We start from the raw sequence: 20,721 nt of genomic DNA, 5'->3' as shown, positions 1-20,721 counted from the left end.
ACTTCAACTGTTTTATTCATTATCGCTTCTAAAATTGAAGTAGTTGATCCAGTATTTTGAAACAAAATATCACTAAGAACCTTTTTCAAATTTCTTTTCATTTGCCCACCTTGTTACAACAAAGAACCATTAATTATCAACCTTCTTAAAAGCTCCTATAATACAATAGCAACGAAAGAGCGATCATTACTGCTGCAAAAACAGCAATGCCAAAAAATCCTGCAAATTGTTCAAATAAAACACCACCAACGATACTCGCAATAGTTTCTCCTAAATACATCACGGCATTTGATAATGATGAAATCGTACTTCGAGCATTTTCTACAGTACTTTGCAATGTTGTCATAAATAATGGAAAAATAAATCCATTGTTCACATAAATAATGGTCAATAACACCTCTGCTACCCAAAAATGGTGAACAAGTAATAAAACCAAGTAAAGAATAACAATTGTCGTCAATTCTGTTTTAAATGTTTTTTGTAAACCAAAACGCTTAACAATATGACTACCAAAAAGCGAACCTGCAAGATTACCTGCCCCAATAGCAATAATCGCTGTGCTAATATTAGCTAAAGACAAACCAAAACTATGATTATACCAAGTCGCAATAAACGTGATTGCTGTAAATGACCCTGTCTGAAAGACAAAATAAGCTAAAAGATAAGATACAGATTTTTTATTAGTCAAAACATTTTTATAAGCACTTGTAAAGGAGATTTTATGACCCTTTCCAATTTCCAATTTTGGCATATAAAAATTAATAAGAAGCAATAAAACCAAGGAAGCCGCTGAAATGGTAAAGAATGGGGAACGCCATGAAATTCCAGCAAGGTAACCACCAATCGGAACACCTGCCATCTGAGAAACAGATAAACCAGCCGTTGCATATCCCATTACCTGAACAATATTCTTTTTCTCAACCACCACTGGAATTGATGCCCAAACTTGAGAAGTCACAAAAGAAGCACTGATTCCAGCTAAAAAACGAAACAAAAACATCAAAGCAAATGAATTTGCAAAACCACATAAAAAGGTTGAAATCGTAAAAGCTAGACAACTATATACCATCACTTTCTTGCGGTCCCTTCCATCTGAAATTGGCCCTGAAACCAAAGCGAATAAGGCATAGCCTATAGTATAAGCACTAACCATCCAACCAGAAATTGACGTATCAATATGGTAAAGACTAGATAAAGTCGTTAGCAATGGGGAAATCAGAAACGTATCTGTTCCAATAATAAACATGGTTAAAAAGAATTTGGACCAACGATTAAAGTATCTAAAATGAAAGCAACGATAAACTCTAGAATGAATCCTAAAAAGACATGTTTCCAAGAAAAAGCTCCTGCAACGAACAAGTTCCACATACTCATTCCGAAAACCATCATTCCACACATCAAACACGTAAATACCATTGCTTCTTTAAAATTACGAGGCATTTTATTCTCCATTCATTTTATTTTTTATCAACCCTCAACCTAGGTCGGCGTACAATAACATGTCCTCCGCTAGGATAGTGTCTGAATGGATTTTTTACTCCAACACTTCTCCAATCAACTCCAGTTTACAGTCAACAGGATTCAGTCTACCATAAAAAATTTTCTTCGTAAGTGATTTTTGCCAAAAAATAAAAGTAAACGTTCTACATGGAAAATCACTCTAAAAAGCTAACAAAAAACAACCCTTGAAAAACAGCTCTGCTATTTTCCAAAGATTGTCTAAATCTGTTATTCACTAATGGCGTTACCTGTGTAGAGTTGGTAGTAACGGGCTTTTTGAGCGATTAATTCATCGTGGTTACCACGTTCAATGATGCGTCCTTGTTCAAGAACCATAATGCAATCAGCGTTGCGAACCGTTGATAAGCGGTGGGCAATGACAAAGGTTGTACGACCCTTCATAAGAGCGTCCATACCTTCTTGAACGTGAACTTCGGTACGTGTATCAATTGATGAAGTTGCTTCATCAAGGATCAAGGCTGGTGGATTAGCCACAGCCGCACGCGCAATCGCAAGTAATTGACGTTGTCCTTGAGAAAGATTGCTTCCGTCACCTGTCAAAATGGTATTATAACCTTCTGGCAAGCGTTTAATGAAATCATGTGCATTAGCTAATTTGGCAGCTTCGATACATTCTTCATCACTAGCATTCAAACGTCCGTAGCGGATGTTATCCATAACAGTTCCTGTAAAGAGGTGTGTGTCTTGTAATACAATTCCTAAACTACGACGAAGGTCAGCTTTTTTGATTTTACGAATGTTAATACCATCGTAATGAATCTTACCTTCTTGGATATCGTAGAAACGGTTAATCAAGTTTGTAATGGTTGTTTTACCCGCACCAGTTGAACCTACAAAAGCGATTTTTTGACCAGGTTCCGCAAATAAATTAATATCATGTAAAACCATCTTATCATCGTTATAACCAAAAGTTACATCTGTGAAAGTTACACGACCTTCTTGTTTATGATAAGTCACTGTACCATCTTCGTGTGGATGTTTCCAAGCCCAAGTACCAGTTGATTCTTTCACTTCTTGCAGATTTCCAGCAGCGTCTTCTTTGGCATTAACCAATTCAACGTAACCTTCATCCAATTCAGATTCTGCATCTAGCAGTTGGAAGACACGGTCAGCACCTGCCATCGCCATAACAACAGAGTTGATTTGTTGGCTAATTTGAGTAATCGGATTAGTAAAACCACGGTTTAATGCTAGGAAAGAAACCAAAGTCCCCAAAGTCAAACCAGCATAACCATTAAGAGCAAGAACTGCTCCAAGCATGGCGCAAAGAACATATGAAAAGTGACCGATATTAGCAGAAACTGGCATCAAGATATTCGCAAAGATATTGGCATTTGTAGCTGATTCACGAAGTTCTTGGTTAAGTTTTCGGAAATCTTCCTTAGCACGTTCTTCATGGTTAAAAACTTTAACAACTTTTTGACCATCCATCATTTCTTCGATGAAACCATTAACACGACCGAGGTCATTTTGTTGGTCATGGAAATATTTTGAAGATTGCGCAGCGATTTTACGAGCCACATAAAGCAAAACAATAACCATGAAGACTGACATGGCTGACAATGGCACATTTAGAACTAACATGCTGACAAAAGTTGTCAAAATCGAAAAGCTTGAGTTGACCACTTGCGGGATACTTTGTCCAATCAATTGACGAAGGGTATCAACGTCGTTGGTATAGATTGACATGATGTCCCCGTGAGCATGCGTATCAAAGTACTTGATTGGCAAGCTTTCCATGTGCGTAAAGAGGTTAATACGAATATGACGCATTGTTCCTTGCCCCACATAAACCATCAAACGGTTATAAGTGTAAGTACTTGCTACCCCAATAATTCCAATAATGATTAGTTGGAAAATAGCATGTGCTAAACCAGAAAAGTCAGGATTTTTAGCAGCCAAAAGAGGTGTGACATAACTATCAATCAAGGTTTGCATGAACAAACTAAAACGAACCATACAAAGCGCAGCAATCAAAATCAAGACGAAAACAGCCATGAAACGCCATTTATAATTCTTAATCACATAAGCCAAAACACGTTTTAGTGTGGCTTGTTTGTTCACTTCTTTTTTAGGTTGAGCCATTAGTTATTACCTCCTTCCTCATCAAAATCACCGCTACCTTGTTGTTGAACCTCATTGATTTCACGGTAGATAGCGTTTGTTTGTAGTAACTCATCGTGGCTAGCAAAGCCTGAGATTTTACCATCATCAAGAACCAAAATTTTATCAGCGTGTTGCACACTTGAAATACGTTGAGCAATGATGATTTTTGTTGTTCCTGGAATTGTTTCTTCAAATGAACGACGGATATTGGCATCTGTGGCAGTATCAACGGCACTTGTTGAATCATCCAAAATCAAAACTTTTGGTTTTTTAAGCAATGCACGGGCGATACAAAGACGTTGTTTTTGACCACCAGAGACATTGCTTCCGCCTTGTTCAATCCATGTATTGTATTTGTCAGGGAAACGTTCGATAAATTCATCTGCACAAGCTTGGCGACAAGCTTCCATACATTCTTCGTCAGTCGCATTTTCATTCCCCCAACGAAGGTTATCAAGAATAGTTCCTGAGAAAAGGACATTTTTTTGAAGCACTACAGCTACTTGGTCACGAAGAACTTCCAAATCGTATTCGCGAACATCGTGTCCACCAACTTTGACTGACCCTGCATCCACATCATAAAGACGAGAAATCAAATTAGCAAAAGATGTCTTACCTGAACCAGTACCACCGATAACACCGATGATTTCACCAGATTTAACACTAAGGTCGATATCAGATAGCACTTCTTCTCCATCACCGTGTTTGTATGAAAAATGCACGTGGTTAAACTCGATGTTTCCATTTGGAACTTCCATCAATGGATTTTTAGGGTTCACGATATCAGCTTTTTCATTAAGCACTTCTGCAATACGTTCGGCACTGGCTGTACTCATTGAAACCATAACCATAATCATTGACAACATCATAAGAGACATCATCATGGCAAAGATGTAAGACATTAGGGATGTCAATTCACCCGTTGTCAGTGTACCACCAACGATGAATTGTGCTCCAAACCATGATAAGCAGATAATACAACCAAAGATGATAAACATCATAACTGGCACGTTGAAAATGATGATTTTCTCAGCTTTAACAAATAAACGGTAAATATTTTCAGCAGCCTTCGTGAATTTTTTATTTTCATATTTTTCACGTACAAATGCTTTAACCACACGAATGGCAGAAATATTTTCCTGAACACTAGCATTCAAATCATCGTATTTACGGAAAACGTAATTGAAAGTTGTCATAGCCTTACGCATGATAAATAGAAGCGATGCTCCCAAAATCAAGACAGCCGCAAGGAAAATCAAACTCAAACGTTGGTCTACCACAAAACACATAATCATACTAACAACGATTGTCAGTGGTGCACGCACAACGATACGAATAATCATTTGATAAGCATTTTGCACATTTGTAACGTCTGTTGTCATACGAGTGACAAGACCAGCTGTACTGTATTTATCAATATTTGAAAAGGCAAAGGTTTGAATATTATCATACATTCCTTCACGCAAATTAGCGGCAAATCCTGCTGAGGCTTGCGCAGCGAATTTACCAGCCAAGAAACCAGTTGTTAAACCACATGTGGCAAGAACCAACATCAAGATACCATACTTCATGGCAACAGCCAAGTTCCCAGCTTGTACCCCTTGGTCAATTAACTTAGCAATAACAAAAGGGACTGACATATCGAAGAAAACCTCTAAAGTTGCACACAAAGGAGCAAGTAAAGATGGCGTCTTATACTCCTTGACTTGAGCTAAAAGGGTTTTAATCATTCTCGTCACCTCTTTCTACAACATTATAATAAGCTCTCTCGAGCAAAGAGTGAAATGTTTCTTGATCTTTATCAGAAAAGCCTCTGATAATATCGTCTTCGGATTCCTGCAAATGATCACATACAAGTACAATTAAATCAAGCCCTTTATCAGAAATGCGCACTTTCTTGACACGCTTGTCCTTGTCATCCTGAACCTTAGTAACCAACTCTTTTTGTTCCAAACGCGAAATAATTCCCGCCATAGTTGGTTGTGACACTTCGAATTCTTTTTCCAATTCCTTATAAGTACAGCATTCCTTGGTGTCTTTTAAATACAGCAAAACCCAAGATTGCATAATCGTAATGTTATAAGGTTTTAAGAAATTGTTCATATTTTGTTCCAAACGATGCGCGATTCGCTTAACAAGCCAACCGTATGGAGCATTTTTAGGATTCATAGTAACCTCCAACAATAAAAAAGTAATTTCAAAAAATGCCACTCAAAACCAGCAGGCACTCTTTAAGATTTGCTAAACATTTCATTTTATTTCCAAGACTATTATAAAACTTTAAAGGCAAAAATCAATAGCCTGCTATTGATTTTTTAAAACAAAAAATCCCGACATTTCTGCCGAGATTACTAGTATTTTAACCCTCAACCTTTTCGCTGAGTTCTTCCCATTCAAGCATGAGGTTTTCCTGTTGTTCAGTTAGTTCATCGAGTTCTTTTTGCAAATCAATCAACTCACTTGCTTCGTTTGTAGCAAGCATGGCTTGGTTGAGTTCTTCTTCTCGCGCTTCAATTTCTTCTAATTGATTTTCAATTTCAGTGATTCGGCGTGTGAGTTTACGAAGTTCTTTTTGATTGGCTTTTTGAGCTTGATAATCATTAGCTGGCGCTTTTTCAACGACAACTGTTGTTTTTTCTTGTGCTTCTTCAGCTTTCAAGCGTGCTAATTCTTCCAGCTCTGCTTTTTTCTCAAGGTAATAATCGTAATCACCAAGGTAAAGTGTTGAGCCTTCTTCGGAGATTTCAAGCACTTTTGTCGCTACACGGTTAATGAAATAACGGTCGTGGCTGACAAATAAAAGCGTGCCGTCAAAATCAATCAAGGCATCTTCCAGAACTTCCTTACTGTCAATATCCAAGTGGTTGGTTGGTTCGTCAAGGATAAGGAAATTGTTGTTTTGCATTGACAATTTTGCTAACAAAAGACGAGCTCGTTCGCCACCTGAAAGCATGCTGACAGATTTTTTAACGTCATCACCTGAGAATAAGAAAGCACCAAGACGATTTCTAATTTCAACTTCTGGTGTTGTTGAAAAATCATTCCAAAGCTCATCAAGTACAGTATTGGTATGAGTCAAGTTTGATTGTGTTTGGTCATAGTAACCCACTTCTACGTTGGCACCGTAAGTTGATGTTCCTTTGATAAATGGAATCTGACCAACGATTGATTTAATCAAAGTTGATTTTCCAATACCATTTGGTCCAACTATGGCAATGGCATCAAATTTCTTGACATCAATATTGATTGGTTCAGACAAAATTTGGTCATCATAACCAATTGCCGCATCAGCAACTGTCAAGACGACATTTCCTGACACCTTGTCAGCGTGGAAAGTCATGTTGGCAGATTTTTGTCCAGCTGATGGCTTGTCCAAGCGCTCCATTTTTTCTAATTGTTTGCGGCGGGCTTGGGCACGTTTTGTCGTTGAAGCACGAACAAGGTTACGTTGCACAAAGTCTTCCAACTTAGCAATTTCCTTAGCTTGTTTTTCGTAATTTTTAGCTTCAAGAGCTAATTTCTCAGCCTTCAAGTCCATGAATTTTGAGTAATTACCGACATAACGGTCAAGCGAATGTTTTGTCAAATCAAGCGTAATCGTTGCCACTTTATCTAGGAAGTAACGGTCGTGACTGACAATAATCAAAGCGCCTTGGTAGTTGACCAAGTAATTTTCAAGCCAAGCAATGGTTTCAATGTCCAAGTGGTTAGTTGGTTCGTCAAGTACAAGAAGTTCAGGCTTTTCAAGCAACATTTTAGCAAGTGCCAAGCGAGTATTTTGCCCACCAGACAACTCAGAAATTTTCATTTGCCACATCGATTCATCAAATTTGAACCCGTTTAAAATGGCTTTGATTTCTGCCTCGTAAGTAAATCCACCTTTAACACGAAATTCTTCTGATAAGTGGTCATAATCTGACATCAATTTATCAAAGGCATCGCCTGTTAGCTCAGCCATTTGCATTTCCATCTTACGAAGACGAGATTCCATGCCACGCACATCATCAAAAACGTGCAACATTTCATCAAAAATGGTATTTTCTGACTCAAAACGGCTATCTTGCGCCAAATATGACAAACTTAAGTCACGTTTTGTATTGATTTCACCTGATGTTGGTGCTTCTTCACCGACTAAAATTTTTAACAACGTTGATTTACCAGCACCATTTCGCCCAACAAGCGCGATGCGGTCTTTTTCATCAACTTGAATATTAATATTGTCAAATAAGACATCGCCCGAAAATGAGCGTTCAATTTTGTTTCCTTGTAAAATAATCATATGTCTATTTTAACAAATCCTCACTCGTTAAACTAGGATAATATCAAAAAATCTGCTCAAATGAGCAGATTTCATTACTATTGATTATAAATCGATTGCACTTTTTGGATATCAACCATTTGAATGCCGTAGTATGATCCTGAAGACTGCATGACAGATTCTTCATTGTCATCGTGGTTAAGCCCAATCGCATGCCCCAATTCGTGCTCTGCTGTGTAGACGATACGATTGTGTGTGTAGCCATAATCATTGTCAAGCAAATAATAGGTATTTAACTTAACATCCACATGTGTGATCTGATTAGTCAGAGCATTGGTTTCTGTCTCAGCAAGCCCAGCCGCCTTGGAACTAGCATCAGAATACTCCGTCGCCACAATATTAGCAGAACTTTCATCACTCACAAGCGTAAAGGTAAAAGCACCCGTCGCATTCCAAGCATTGATAGCTTCTTCATAAGCATTGACCAAAGTTTTATTGGTCGTTTTAATATAAACCGTCGCTGAATTACTTGACCAGCGCGCACCAGAATAATGCGTGAAATCATCGGTCGATAAATCTTTTAAATTCTTAGCAATATCATCTTTATTATCCTGAAAATAAGCTGTCGCACTATTAGCAGCATCTAAAATGGAATTTGCTAACTGTGAGCTACTGTTATTGGCATAATAAAGCAGACCAAAACACACAATCGCAATCAAAATGATTGTCTTGATAATAGCCCAGAAAAAATTCCAGATAATATTAATAATGAGGCTTGGAATGAAAAAGATAATCTTAAATAGTGTTCTCATACCTATCCTCTCTTTCTAGAATTCTAAGCATTAACAAATTACCTCGGGCTATAGTATAACAAGCTAAGCTTAAAAAAACAAGAAAAAATAATCATTTTAATCCCAGTCAACCACTACGATTCATCATAATAAAAAAAGAAGTTGAGAACTTCTGTCTCAACTTCAATAATCTTCTTATCTCACTTCCATAACGACTGGTAAGATAGCTGGGCGACGTTTGGTTTGGTCGAAGAGGAATTTAGCCACTTCATCGCGGACAGCTCCCTTTAATTCACCCCAGTCAAAACTATCTTGTTCCAAGTAGTTTTCAACGGTTTGGTTAACCAATTCAGCTGATTCGCGAAGAATATCACGGCTCTTCTTAACGTAAACAAATCCACGTGTGTGAATTTTTGCTTTTGATACAATTTTCTTTTCGCGTTTATTAACAGTCAAGGCAACGATGAAGATACCATCTTCTGACAAGACTTTACGGTCACGAAGAACGATGTTTCCGACATCACCGATAGCATTACCATCAATCATGACATCCCCTGCTGGTACACTACCTTCATGGTTGAAACCATTTTTACCAAGAACCATAACATCGCCGCGTTTGACGATGTAGATGTTTTCAGGGTACATTCCCACTTCTTGTGCCAATTCAGCATGAGCTGCCAAATTACGGTACTCACCTTGAACTGGAAAAAGGTATTTCGGTTGAAGAAGGTTAAGCATCAACTGCAAATCACGTCCATTGGCATGACCTGAGACATTAAGTGTCTTCGTAATAAGATTAACCGTACCACCAGCTTTGTAAATTAGGTTTTCAACACGCGCAACTGCTGCTTCTTTTGAAAGACTTGGTGTTGTAACGATGTAAACCAAATCGCCATCTTTAATTTGAATATAACGGTGACGACCAAGTGCCATCCTGTGTAGACCATTAATTGGTTCACCCATACGACCAGCTTCAAGAATAATCAATTCATGGTCTTCGTATTTGTGCATGTCTTTTGGTTTAATGATTAATTTTTCATCAACCAAACGAAGACGTTTCATGCGAATCGCTGTGCGAACAATGTTTTCAGCGTCAAAACCAGTCAAGACTACACGACGACCATATTCAGCAGCTGAGTCAAAGACTTGTTGGATACGCACAAGGTTTGAAGCAACCGCAGCAATGATAACGCGACCTTCAGCGTCAGCAATAGCGCTATACATTTCAGCAGCAACTTCTGCTTCGCTTGCTGTCATGACGTGACTTGTAGCATTAGCAGAATCAGAAAGAAGGGCAAGTACACCTTCGCGTCCAATTTCAGTCAAACGTCCCAAGTCAGTACGGTAATATTTACGCGCCGCTTGGTCAAACTTAAAGTCACCTGTATAGACGATGTTTCCTTCATCGGTACCAACTACAATCCCTAAACTTTCAGGAACTGAGTGAGTTGTTTTGAAGAATGAAATTGTCGCATCGGCAAATTCGATTTCAGTTTCAGCGTCGATAACGTGGAAATTATTGAATTTCTTAACGTTGTTATTTTTCTTAACAAAGAGCTTCGCTAACTCAATAGTAAGTGGTGAACCAAAGACTGGCGCTTTGAATTCTTGCAAAATATAAGGCAAAGCTCCAATAGCATCGGCGTGCCCGTGTGTCAAGAAAATCCCTTGCACACGTTTTTTGTTTTCAATTAGGTAATCAAGGTTCGGAATGACTTCATCCACACCAAGTTGCTCATTTTCAGGATACTTCAGTCCAGCATCCAAAACGAAAATTGAGTCATTAACTTCTACCACATAGAGGTTTTTTGCATTTTCACGAACCCCACCTAGGGCAATAATTTTAATATCGCTCATGACGATGTTTTCTCCTCATTTTATTTTTTTATACGTGCAAACCAAGTTTGCTTATTTCTTTTACTAACGGTCCTCGCCTCCAAAAAGGTTAGCAAGTCGAATTACAGCAATTTAATTGTAACATATTTTCAGCAGTTTTTCTTCTTTATGATTTGGAAAAGTCACTCAAGGTACAAAAAAAACGCCCGAGGGCGTTTCATTTTATTCAAATAATTGATAGTAATCAGCGATTGCCATTTGGGCTTTTTCGTCTTGATTGAGGTCTTTGATGATTTTTCCGTCTTTCATGACAATCAAGCGATTACCGTATTTCAGAGCATCTTCCATGTGGTGTGTAATCATGAGCGCTGTCAACTGATCTCCCGTCACAAATTCATCTGTCAGATTCATTAATGACACACTTGTTTTGGGATCAAGAGCTGCTGTGTGTTCATCAAGTAAAAGTAGCTCTGGACGTTTTAGCGTTGCCATCAAAAGACTAAGGGCTTGACGTTGCCCACCTGATAAAAGGCCAGTCGGCGTATCCAAATGTTTTTCAAGACCATTGCCAGTTCGTGCCACCAATTTCTTAAATTCATCTGTAAAACTGTGAATTTTTCGTGGCAAAAGCCCACGTTTTTCACCACGGTATTTGGCAATTAAGATATTTTCAGCCACTGTCATACGAGGTGCTGTTCCCATTTTAGGGTCTTGAAAGACACGCGCAAGGTAATTAGCACGTTTTTCAGCAGGCAGATGCGTCACATCTTTTCCAAGGATTGAAATGCTTCCGCTAGTTAACATCAAAGTCCCAGCAATCACATTGAAAAGAGTTGATTTACCAGCACCATTTCCACCTAAAATCGTTAAAAAGTCATGTTCATAAATGGTCAAATTCACATCGTCAAGGATTGTTTTGACCTCATCAAGTCCGTTATTAACTTGAACTGTTGCATTTTTTAATTCGACAATTTTTTTCATCGTGATAAGGTCACTCCTTTAAAGAATTTATTTTTAAGAACAGGAACCATAAGACAAATGGCTAGGATAATGGCACTGAATAATTTGAGGTAGTTGGTATTGAAGCCAAGAGCAATCACACCTGTGATTAAGAATTGGTACAAAATTGACCCGACCACAATGGCAATCAAACGTTCAAGTAGTGTCAAACCAGTTGAGTAAAGCACCTCTCCGATAATAATACTTGCAAGACCGATTACAATAACACCAATCCCTTTTGACACATCAGCGTAGCCATCTTGTTGGCTGACAAGAGCCCCTGACAAAGCAATCAAACCATTTGAAATGGTAAGTCCCATAACTTCCATGCGGTCAGTATTGATTCCAAAGCTCTTTGCCATATCTCGGTTATCACCAGTGGCGATATAAGCCTGACCAAGACGTGTATAAAGGAAGAAAATCAACGCTGAAATGACGATTACCACTGCCAAAAGACCAATTACCAAAAGATTTGTACTATCAGCAAATGGAAGCAAGGCTTGCAAAGGCTTGATGTTAAGCAAACCAAGGTTGGCACGTTTCATAACCATAAGCATAACTGAGTTACATGACGTCATTACCAAAATCCCTGCTAAAAGCGTCGGAATTTTTCCTTTGGTGTAAAGAAGACCAGTAACAAGACCTGCTAAACAACCCGCAAGCATACCTGTCAAAGTAGCTAACAAAGGGTGTGTCCCGTGATTCATCAAAGTAACAGCCACTGCTCCACCAAGAGGGAAAGACCCTTCAGTCGTCATATCTGGAAAATTAAGAATTCGGAAAGTCAGGTAAATTCCTAAACCAAGAATCCCCCACAAAAGTCCTTGTGAAACTGACGAAATAATCATATGATGTTTTCTCCTTCTCTCCTAATTTTCATCTGCTTTGACAGCTACTGTTGCTTTTGACAGCATGCTATCTGGAATTGTAATGCCAAGTTCTTGAGCTTCTTTTAAGTTAAGGGTTGGGGTACCAGTATTAACGATGTTAACTGGGACGTCTGATACTTTTTTACCAGCAAGTAATTTGATAGCAATTTTTGCTGTTTCAACCCCTAAATCATATTGACTTTGAGCGACTGAAGCGATGCTTCCTTGTTCAACCATGGTGTCCACACATGAATAAACTGGAATCTTAGCAGCGTTTGCTGAGTTAACAACAGTTGAAAAAGCTGAGGCAATGGTATTATCTTGTGGGACAAAAACAGCATCGACTTTACCAGTCATGACAGACATGGTTGTTTTAATTTCGTTGGTTGATGGGACGGCGTATTCAATCACGTTGATACCTGCCGCTTTAGCGTACTTTTTAAAGTCAGCCACTTGAGATACGGAATTATCTTCGCTGCTAGCATACAAGACTCCGATTGTCTTAGCGTTTGGTGTAATTTCTTGAATCATCTCAACCGTTTGTTTAATCGGCACTTTGTTAGAAACTCCTGTTACGTTTCCTTCCGGTTTTTTCAAATTCTTAACCAATTTTGCTCCGACTGGGTCTGAAATAGCTCCCATCACAACCGGAATGTCTTTGGTTGCTGAGGCTAGACCTTGGGCAGCTGGTGTTGCAATACCAATGACCACATCATTTTTAGCATGAACCAATTGTTTACTCATGGTTTGGATTTTACTTTGGTCACCTTCGGCATTCAAAACGGTAATCTTCGCATTTGCTTTGTCATAACCAGCATCAGCTAAGCCATCTTCAATCCCTCTTTCAATTTCATCAAGAGCATCGTGGGTAACATATTGTAAAATACCGATTTTGATGTCTCCATTTTTCGCTGACTCATTTTTAGTCTGGTCATAAATCATTGAACCAGCTACTAACATGACAAGGGCAATAAGTGTTCCAATAAGTGCTTTATTTTTCATTTGTTATCTCCGTTGAACAATCTATTTTCTTAATAGCATATTTTCATCCTAAAGAGTCAACTAAAAAGAAAAGCGTCTAGTAATTGCTTACTACACGCTTTTTTATCTTGTAACTAAGATTAGCGCATAAATACTTTTTAGAAGTACTCCAAAAGTCGTATCTATGCAACAACATAAACACAACTTTTACATACGCCAACTTTGCCAACTTGTAAGAGTTTGTGTCATGTTCATATCTTAGCTTCCTCCTGTGTTTTTTAATAATTATAACCTAAATTCTGAAAATTTCAAGTTCTTTTCGAAATTTTCTTATTTTTATTCAAAACACTTATTTGCCAAGCTCAAACTTTAGCTTAAATGCTGGATAAAACTCCTAATAACCTTTGGAAGAGTGTGATAAAAATAAGGTTTATAGAGTCTCTCTTTCCAAGTATGAGCTCCAATACCATAAACGCTCAAGTCAAGAGCTGGAATATCAAGGCTTCTAATCGTCTCAACTGGCAAAGGATAAATCGCATCCATCAGAGGAAAATTTGCTTTTAGTTTTTCAATGTCTTCTGGACTTTCTCGTATCGCAAGATAACTAGAATCACTTAAAAATGGGGAAAAACGACGTTTCACAAAATGTTCTTCAGGAAATTCTGTCATCATTTTTTCAAGCGCTTGGTCAACATCGCTGTCACGGCCAGTATAATTGCGAGGACAAAATGGCGGCGCTAAAAAGATAATCACTTTTACTTCATCAGACTGTGTTTTTGCCTCAAGGTAGTCAATTAAATCAAAGCCAACTTCTCGTTTGTCATAATATTCGATAGTTTCAAAGCACTTCCTAATCAAGGCTTGGCTATCAAAACTTTTTTCTCCAAAACATCTAGATACTGCGAAAAAGTCATCACAGTAATATCATGTGAAATCTGTCTATGAATATGACTTCTTTCCGAATAAATCTTAAATCATTCTTTATAATGTCTTGAAGCCTCATGGACAGCCTCACGACTAGCTTCCATTAAGGTGTCCAAAATGGTATCTGCACTTTTTTCATATAAGAAAGTATTGAAATAAAGATTGGCACGCTTGTTTGTGTGGATATTATAAAAATCCTTGCAACCTCGTTGTAAAAGCACAGAACTTGGCAATACATCTTCATTGTCAATTTTTTCAACTAAATCAAGGTTGGTATTGATTTTAAGATTAATCTCACTAGAAATCATTGTGTCATCAATGCCCATTAGGCAACTGCCAACATGCGTTTCTCTCCCTTTGATGTAAAAACATGTCAACATTTTTCTAGCTGCGCCTGTGTAGATATATTTCTTATCATCACCGTCATATGATGGCGAAATAAAATCTGTATTGATAGCCACTTTAAAATCATAGCCAGCTTTACGCAAACGTAAAAGTTCACTTGAGACTTGAATAGCACCCGTATGGTCATTTTCCTCAACACAATTGGTCACCACAAGTAAATTACAGGAAAGTTCATCCATGTGTTCCATGTAATAGAAAAGTGTTGCAATATTGACCGCATCGCCCGATTTCATGTCAAGAATACCTCGTCCAAAGAGCCAATCATCTGATTTAGCATGCTCTTGAACGACAGGGTCATTGTCATAATCTTTAAAAAAATCTATCAGAGTATCTGGATCATTTGCGATTGTCTTTAGCGGACCATAATCCTCTATGCCTACGGTGTCCATATGCGAGTGTAAAATGACAGTCTTAGTTGTTCCTGATTTTTTGAGCAGTGCAAAATTATTTTTTCGTTTCAAGGAGTCATTTTCTAAAACTTACTGCCAGAGGTCTTCTGAGTGAGCTTTAAAATACGGTGCTGCAATAAGTTATAGATGGCATCTGCCAGCTTAACTTCACCTTCTGTGCCATTTACCGAAAGAATGGACACCAAATATTTAGTAATTGCTTCGATGCGCTCTGGCAAACTGTAGGCTTCAATCGTTTCAAATTTCATGATGATACTCCTTTAAAATGGCAACTGCATTTTTAACCGTTTGAACTTGCAAGGTGTTCAGACTTTCTTGACTATAAAAGGCTGAATGTGGCGTTAGAATAACATTCTCACGTCCAAGTAAAGGAATTGTTAATCAGGTCTGGATTTTCACTCTCTAAAACGTCCAAACCAGCACCAATCACTTCACCTTCATCAAGTGCTTCTACCAAGGCTGCTTCATCAATCAGACTCCCACGCGCCACATTGATAAACAACACTGGCTTTTTCAATTTCTTAAAGAAATCACGATTAAAGAAATGCTCATTTGCCGAATTAGCAAATAAATGCAAGCTAATCACATCAGCTTCTACTTGGATAGTCTCAACCGAGACCAATTTGACCCCGATTTCTTATGCCATCTCTTCTGGCAAAAAAGGATCGTAGGCAATCACTGACATGCCAAAACTTTTCGCACGTTTTGCTACTGCTTGACCAATTCGACCAAGACTAAAAATTGCCAAAGTTTGCGAGGATAAACGCTTTACTTCACCGGCTTTTTGATAACTCCAAAAACCAGCTTCAATGTATTTACGATGAATAAAGAGTTTTTGATTTAGTGCTAGTAATAGAGCAATCGTGTGGTTGGCAACATCTTCTGTCGAATGCGCTCCTAAATTTCGAATAGCAATGCCTAACTTCTCTGCATACTCACAATCAATGGTATTTATTCCCGTAGCATTAACCGCAATTCCTTTTAAATCTGGAAATTTTGCCAGAATATTTTCCTTCATCGGGCAAAAAGAGCTCATCGAAAAATTTGACAAGGGTGAAGAATCGCTTTTCTTACTCTATCACACGACCAGCAGTTATCACAATTTCTTAAAAGAATTTATCAAGATTAACCAGCTGCCAACCCAACATCATATTTCTATCGATAACCTCTCACTGATTGAGCACGAGGTCCTTAAAGGTACTGGCATTACCATTGTTAGTCAAGATATCGCAGAATGTCTGCTTGAAAATTCCAATATCATTTCAAGCTCTAAAAAGCTCAAAGACATTTTTATCAAAACCTACGCCATCGTCAAAATGGAAAATAAGCATTACCTAGACCTTCTAACAATCATTCAAAAATTAAAAAAATCGTAAGGGACAGACTTTCCCATATCGCAGAGTCCAGATTTTGCAAGGGTTATGGTATAATAGAAGAATTGAAAACATGAGATTAGAAAGGAGACGTCGTAAGCTTTTTATCGCTCTCGGTTAGCTAGCATTACGGCAACTTTAATCATGTCATTTGATGGTTTTTTCCTACATCATTTAACCAAAGAATTACAAGATGAGCTTCTCTACGGACGCATTCAAAAAGTTAATCAGCCCTTTGAGCACGAGCTTGTTTTAACCATTCGTAATAACCGTAAAAACTATAAACTGTTACTTTCTGCCCACCCTGTTTTTGGGCGTCTGCAAATTACTAAAACAGACTTTCAAAACCCTCAAACACCTAATACCTTTACCATGATTATGCGTAAATACCTTCAAGGTGCGGTTATTGAAAACATCACACAAATTGAAAATGACCGTGTTTTAGAAATCGCCTTTTCAAATAAAAATGAAATCGGTGACAACATCAAGGTCACCTTGGTTGTTGAAATCATGGGCAAACACAGTAACATCATCTTGATTGATAAGGCTGAAAGTAAGATTATCGAATCTATCAAGCATATCGGTTTCTCACAAAACAGCTACCGAACAATCTTGCCTGGTTCAACTTACATTGCACCGCCAAAAACTAATGCTAAAAATCCTTTTACCGTTTCAGATGAAAAATTATTTGAAATCTTACAAACCGAGGATTTGGCACCACGTCATCTTCAAAAGCTTTTCCAAGGTTTGGGACGTGATACCGCTGAAAATTTGGCAGCTCAGCTTAGTGATGACAAACTCAAACAGTTCCGTGCTTTCTTTGCTCGACCTGTCCAGCCAAATATGACTGACAAATCATTTGCAGCGGTGCCATTTAATAATAGCGGTCAAACTTTTGACAGCCTTTCAGAGTTGCTAGATGTTTTCTATCAAGATAAAGCTGAACGCGATCGCGTCAACCAACAATCAAGCGACTTGATTCACCGTGTTCAAACTGAACTCGATAAAAATATCAAAAAGCTAGCAAAACAAGAAAAAGAATTGGCAGCTACTGAAAACGCCGAAGAATTCCGCCAAAAAGGCGAACTCTTAACCACTTATCTCTCAATGGTGCCAAACAATCAAGACCAAGTGGAACTTGATAACTACTACACTAATGAAAAAATCACTATTGCTCTTGATAAAAGTTTGACCCCTAACCAAAATGCTCAGCGTTATTTCAAAAAATACCAAAAACTAAAAGAAGCTGTCAAACACTTAACAGGGCTTATCGAAGAAACAAAACACACAATCACTTATCTTGAAAGTGTTGAAACTTCTCTTAGTCACGCTTCTATCTCTGATATCGAAGACATTCGTGAAGAGTTGGTGGAAACTGGTTTTGTCAAACGCCGCACGCGCGATAAACATCACAAACGTAAAAAACCAGAGCAATACCTTGCTTCAGATGGTAAGACAATCATCATGGTCGGACGCAACAACCTGCAAAATGATGAATTAACCTTCAAAATGGCGAAAAAAGGTGAACTCTGGTTCCACGCTAAGGATATTCCAGGTAGTCACGTACTCATCAAGGACAATCTTAACCCAAGCGATGAAGTCAAGACTGATGCCGCTGAATTAGCAGCTTATTACTCAAAAGCTCGCCTATCAAATCTTATCCAAGTCGATATGATTGAAGCTAAAAAACTCAACAAACCTACTGGTGCCAAACCTGGTTTTGTCACATACACTGGTCAAAAAACACTTCGCGTTACACCAACCGAAGAAAAAATCAATAGCATGCGCATTGAAAATAAGAAATAACTTGCTATTAAGATTGCAAAAAAGCATTGGCTAAAAGCCAATGCTTTTTATTTATTCTTCAGTTTTATCGATTAATTTTGAGTGACGGTAACCATAAGCAAAATAAATGATTGTTCCAATCACAAAGGCAATGATAAAGCAATACCATGTCTCAAGCTTACATTGTGTCATCAAAGCCAAGCAAACCACAATTGATAATATTGGCAAAAATGGCACCCAAGGTGCTCTGAATTCCCCTTCTTTTGGCTCACCAAAATCTTTACGAAGTTTGATAACCCCAAAAGCAAGCAGGATAAGGTATGCAAGTGTCACAATATTAACTAACAAAGCTAGAATTTCCAAAGGAAAAACTCCCGAGAAGAACATTGTGACAATCCCAACAAATATAGTTGCTTTCTTAGGAACCTTGCTCTTCGGTGTTAATTCTTGGAATTGCTCAGGCAAAAGCCCATCACAACTGACATTGTAAATCACACGTGACAAGGCAAACATCATAGAAATACATACCGTTACCAATGTAAAAATAACCACAACAGAAACAATATTACCTACTAATGAAAAACCAATGCTACGTAAAACAAATGGTACCACGTCAGCTGTATTTAATTTAGTATAGTGAACAGTTCCAGTTAAAACCAAAGTAACCAAAACATACAACAAAGTTGTCAATCCAATTGAAAAGAAGATACCTTGCGGAATTTTCTTTTGAGGTTCTTTGGTCTCATCAGCCGCCATAGAAATTGATTCAAATCCAAGAAAAGCAAAGAACATCAATGACGCACCAGCCATGATACCAACTTTTCCACCATAAATTTGACCAAATCCGAACGGTGTGAAATCACTCCAGTTTTGTGTATTAATTGCTGTCAAACCAAGAGCAATAAATATAAGCAAAACCGCTAATTTAAAGATAACCAAAATAGAATTAAATCTCAATACCGTTTGAACCCCTAGTACAACAAGGGCTGTCACACAAAGTAATAAGATAACAGGAACAATATCAATATAAGTTCCCTTTGCAGGATTAAAAGGACCACTCAAAGCTGTCGGCAAACTAATGCCAAAAGTTTTCAAGAAAGCTTTTAAATACTCTCCCCAACCAGAGGCTGCCGTTGAAATCGCTCCTGCAAATTCAATCATCATAAACCAACCTGCAATCCAAGCTGGGTACTCTCCAAAAACAGTATACAAATAGCGATACACACCACCTGAATGAGGCAATCTTGAAGAAAATTCTGCAAAGAATAAAGCTGACATGGTTACACAGATAGCAGCAATAATAATTGAAATAGTAATCGCAGGTCCTGCATATTGAGAAGCACCTACTCCTGTTATCGTGAAAATCCCAGTCCCAACAATCGAACCTACCCCTAAAAAGATAAGTTCAGCAAGCCCCAGGCGTCGTTGCAAATGGCTTGTCTTTTGCGCCATCGGGGTCTTTCGAAAAATATCCATACATTCTCCTGTTATTTGTTTGAAATCGTCATGCAATTCTTATAATTCTATCAATCCTTGATACAAGATTCACATGCACAACGTCTTTTATTTTAGGATAAATATAAATAAAAATCAACTCTATACCTCATTTTTATCCGTAAAAAAACACATTGCTAAAACAAGATAAACTCGTTTTTAGAAGTGTGCCTTTTTCATATGCGATAACTAGACGATTTATTCGCTTTTTTTGATGTCTTCTTTCAATTCGTCCATGTTAAATTTTGCAAAAAGGTATTTGCGGTCTTGAACTGGGAAACGTTGATCAAGTTGGTCAACAGGTCCTACTTCAACCACACCTTCTGAAATCACAAAATCCATCACATGACCACCGAAGGTTAAATCATCTGAAATAAAGTGTAAATGATAACCAGCAACACTTACTCCGTGGAACATCTTAGGTGTCCAGATACCCACAATAGTCCCTGTGACATTTTCACGTGAATATTCGGGTTGGCGTGTTGCAACTTCTGCAAATTTTGTATTTGGCGCAGATTTGGGAATCATGCGAACATGCATGTTAGAAAAAGTCCCCTTAATTTTAATCGAACGGAACAAGTTCACACCATCATAATACGATTCGATACGTTTTTTCAACTCTGCATCTGTCATTTCAAAACGTTGTTTGAAAATCACTTCAGCTTGATGAGGAACAACTGCAGCGTAAGGAACTTTGACATCATCAGAAACCTCAACAATTTCAGGTTTCCCGTTTGAACCGATAGCTTGATAGGCTTTACCGTCTAGAATAATCAACTCTCCATCAATAGAATCGAGTGTTCCGATTCCCAAATCACCGTGCTCTAGTAACTCACCAATGGTTAAGGTACCACCATAAAGACCAGCCATTAGGGCACTTAAGGTATTATATTGAAAAAGTTTAATTGCTTCTGACATATTCTCCTTCACTTTCGTCATTAAAAATTAACTGACATTAATATTTTATTG

13 protein-coding genes and 3 pseudogenes are annotated in these 20,721 nt (G+C 38.0%); 1 reads left to right on the top strand and 15 read right to left on the bottom strand.

The window, feature by feature from the left end; translation table 11 throughout:
* Window positions 1–145: 145 nt before the first annotated feature.
* From DQN23_RS03510 to DQN23_RS03450, 13 genes and pseudogenes are all read right to left on the bottom strand, one after another.
* Window positions 146–1,246, bottom strand: coding sequence for an MFS transporter (locus DQN23_RS03510; RefSeq protein WP_111712722.1), 1,101 nt, complete (start codon window positions 1,244–1,246; stop codon window positions 146–148).
* Window positions 1,247–1,260: 14 nt separating this feature from the next.
* Window positions 1,261–1,440, bottom strand: a pseudogene (locus tag DQN23_RS03505) (hypothetical protein); the annotation flags it as partial.
* Between the two features lie 288 nt (window positions 1,441–1,728).
* Window positions 1,729–3,606 (bottom strand): ABC transporter ATP-binding protein, encoded by a 1,878-nt coding sequence (locus DQN23_RS03500; RefSeq protein WP_111712720.1) that lies wholly within the window; start codon window positions 3,604–3,606, stop codon window positions 1,729–1,731.
* Entirely contained in the window at window positions 3,606–5,357 is a 1,752-nt protein-coding gene (locus DQN23_RS03495) for an ABC transporter ATP-binding protein (protein WP_111712719.1), read from the bottom strand. The genes DQN23_RS03500 and DQN23_RS03495 overlap by 1 nt, the downstream gene beginning before the upstream one ends.
* Window positions 5,350–5,796 (bottom strand): MarR family winged helix-turn-helix transcriptional regulator, encoded by a 447-nt coding sequence (locus DQN23_RS03490; protein ID WP_020916536.1) that lies wholly within the window; start codon window positions 5,794–5,796, stop codon window positions 5,350–5,352. Before DQN23_RS03490 ends, DQN23_RS03495 begins: the two co-directional genes overlap by 8 nt.
* A 190-nt stretch (window positions 5,797–5,986) precedes the next feature.
* Window positions 5,987–7,906 (bottom strand): ABC-F family ATP-binding cassette domain-containing protein, encoded by a 1,920-nt coding sequence (locus DQN23_RS03485; protein ID WP_020916535.1) that lies wholly within the window; start codon window positions 7,904–7,906, stop codon window positions 5,987–5,989.
* Window positions 7,907–7,983: 77 nt separating this feature from the next.
* Window positions 7,984–8,697 (bottom strand): matrixin family metalloprotease, encoded by a 714-nt coding sequence (locus tag DQN23_RS03480; RefSeq protein ID WP_020916534.1) that lies wholly within the window; start codon window positions 8,695–8,697, stop codon window positions 7,984–7,986.
* 174 nt (window positions 8,698–8,871) lie between these two features.
* The gene (locus DQN23_RS03475; RefSeq protein ID WP_020916533.1) at window positions 8,872–10,533 is read right to left on the bottom strand and encodes a ribonuclease J; all 1,662 of its coding nucleotides are present in this window, start codon (window positions 10,531–10,533) and stop codon (window positions 8,872–8,874) included.
* Between the two features lie 201 nt (window positions 10,534–10,734).
* Window positions 10,735–11,493 carry an ABC transporter ATP-binding protein gene (locus tag DQN23_RS03470; RefSeq protein WP_111698385.1) on the bottom strand — a complete coding sequence of 253 codons (759 nt, stop codon included), beginning with the start codon at window positions 11,491–11,493 and terminating at the stop codon, window positions 10,735–10,737.
* Complete coding sequence (locus tag DQN23_RS03465) at window positions 11,490–12,359, bottom strand: ABC transporter permease (protein ID WP_020916531.1); 870 nt, start codon at window positions 12,357–12,359, stop codon at window positions 11,490–11,492. The genes DQN23_RS03470 and DQN23_RS03465 overlap by 4 nt, the downstream gene beginning before the upstream one ends.
* Before the next feature lie 21 nt (window positions 12,360–12,380).
* Window positions 12,381–13,382, bottom strand: coding sequence for a tryptophan ABC transporter substrate-binding protein (trpX, locus tag DQN23_RS03460; RefSeq protein ID WP_020916530.1), 1,002 nt, complete (start codon window positions 13,380–13,382; stop codon window positions 12,381–12,383).
* A 348-nt stretch (window positions 13,383–13,730) separates the two neighbouring features.
* A pseudogene (locus DQN23_RS09555) lies at window positions 13,731–15,348 on the bottom strand (peptidase M20).
* 107 nt (window positions 15,349–15,455) lie between these two features.
* Window positions 15,456–16,118: pseudogene (locus DQN23_RS03450) on the bottom strand (NAD(P)-dependent oxidoreductase).
* A 499-nt stretch (window positions 16,119–16,617) separates the two neighbouring features.
* Here DQN23_RS03450 and DQN23_RS03440 point away from each other — a divergent pair.
* Window positions 16,618–18,279 carry an Rqc2 family fibronectin-binding protein gene (locus DQN23_RS03440; RefSeq protein WP_111712718.1) on the top strand — a complete coding sequence of 554 codons (1,662 nt, stop codon included), beginning with the start codon at window positions 16,618–16,620 and terminating at the stop codon, window positions 18,277–18,279.
* Between the two features lie 51 nt (window positions 18,280–18,330).
* Here DQN23_RS03440 and DQN23_RS03435 read toward each other — a convergent pair whose 3' ends face one another.
* Both DQN23_RS03435 and budA read right to left on the bottom strand, forming a co-directional pair.
* On the bottom strand, window positions 18,331–19,734 hold the full coding sequence (locus DQN23_RS03435) for an APC family permease (RefSeq protein WP_020916526.1): 1,404 nt from the start codon (window positions 19,732–19,734) through the stop codon (window positions 18,331–18,333).
* Window positions 19,735–19,950: 216 nt separating this feature from the next.
* Window positions 19,951–20,670: an acetolactate decarboxylase gene (budA, locus tag DQN23_RS03430; protein WP_039697121.1), complete on the bottom strand. Its 720-nt coding sequence runs from the start codon at window positions 20,668–20,670 to the stop codon at window positions 19,951–19,953.
* Window positions 20,671–20,721: the final 51 nt, after the last annotated feature.

The organism is Streptococcus lutetiensis (genome assembly GCF_900475675.1).
Classification (GTDB): domain Bacteria; phylum Bacillota; class Bacilli; order Lactobacillales; family Streptococcaceae; genus Streptococcus; species Streptococcus lutetiensis.
Note: the sequence above shows the minus strand (reverse complement) of the source record. Positions and strands in the feature narration are given on the sequence as shown.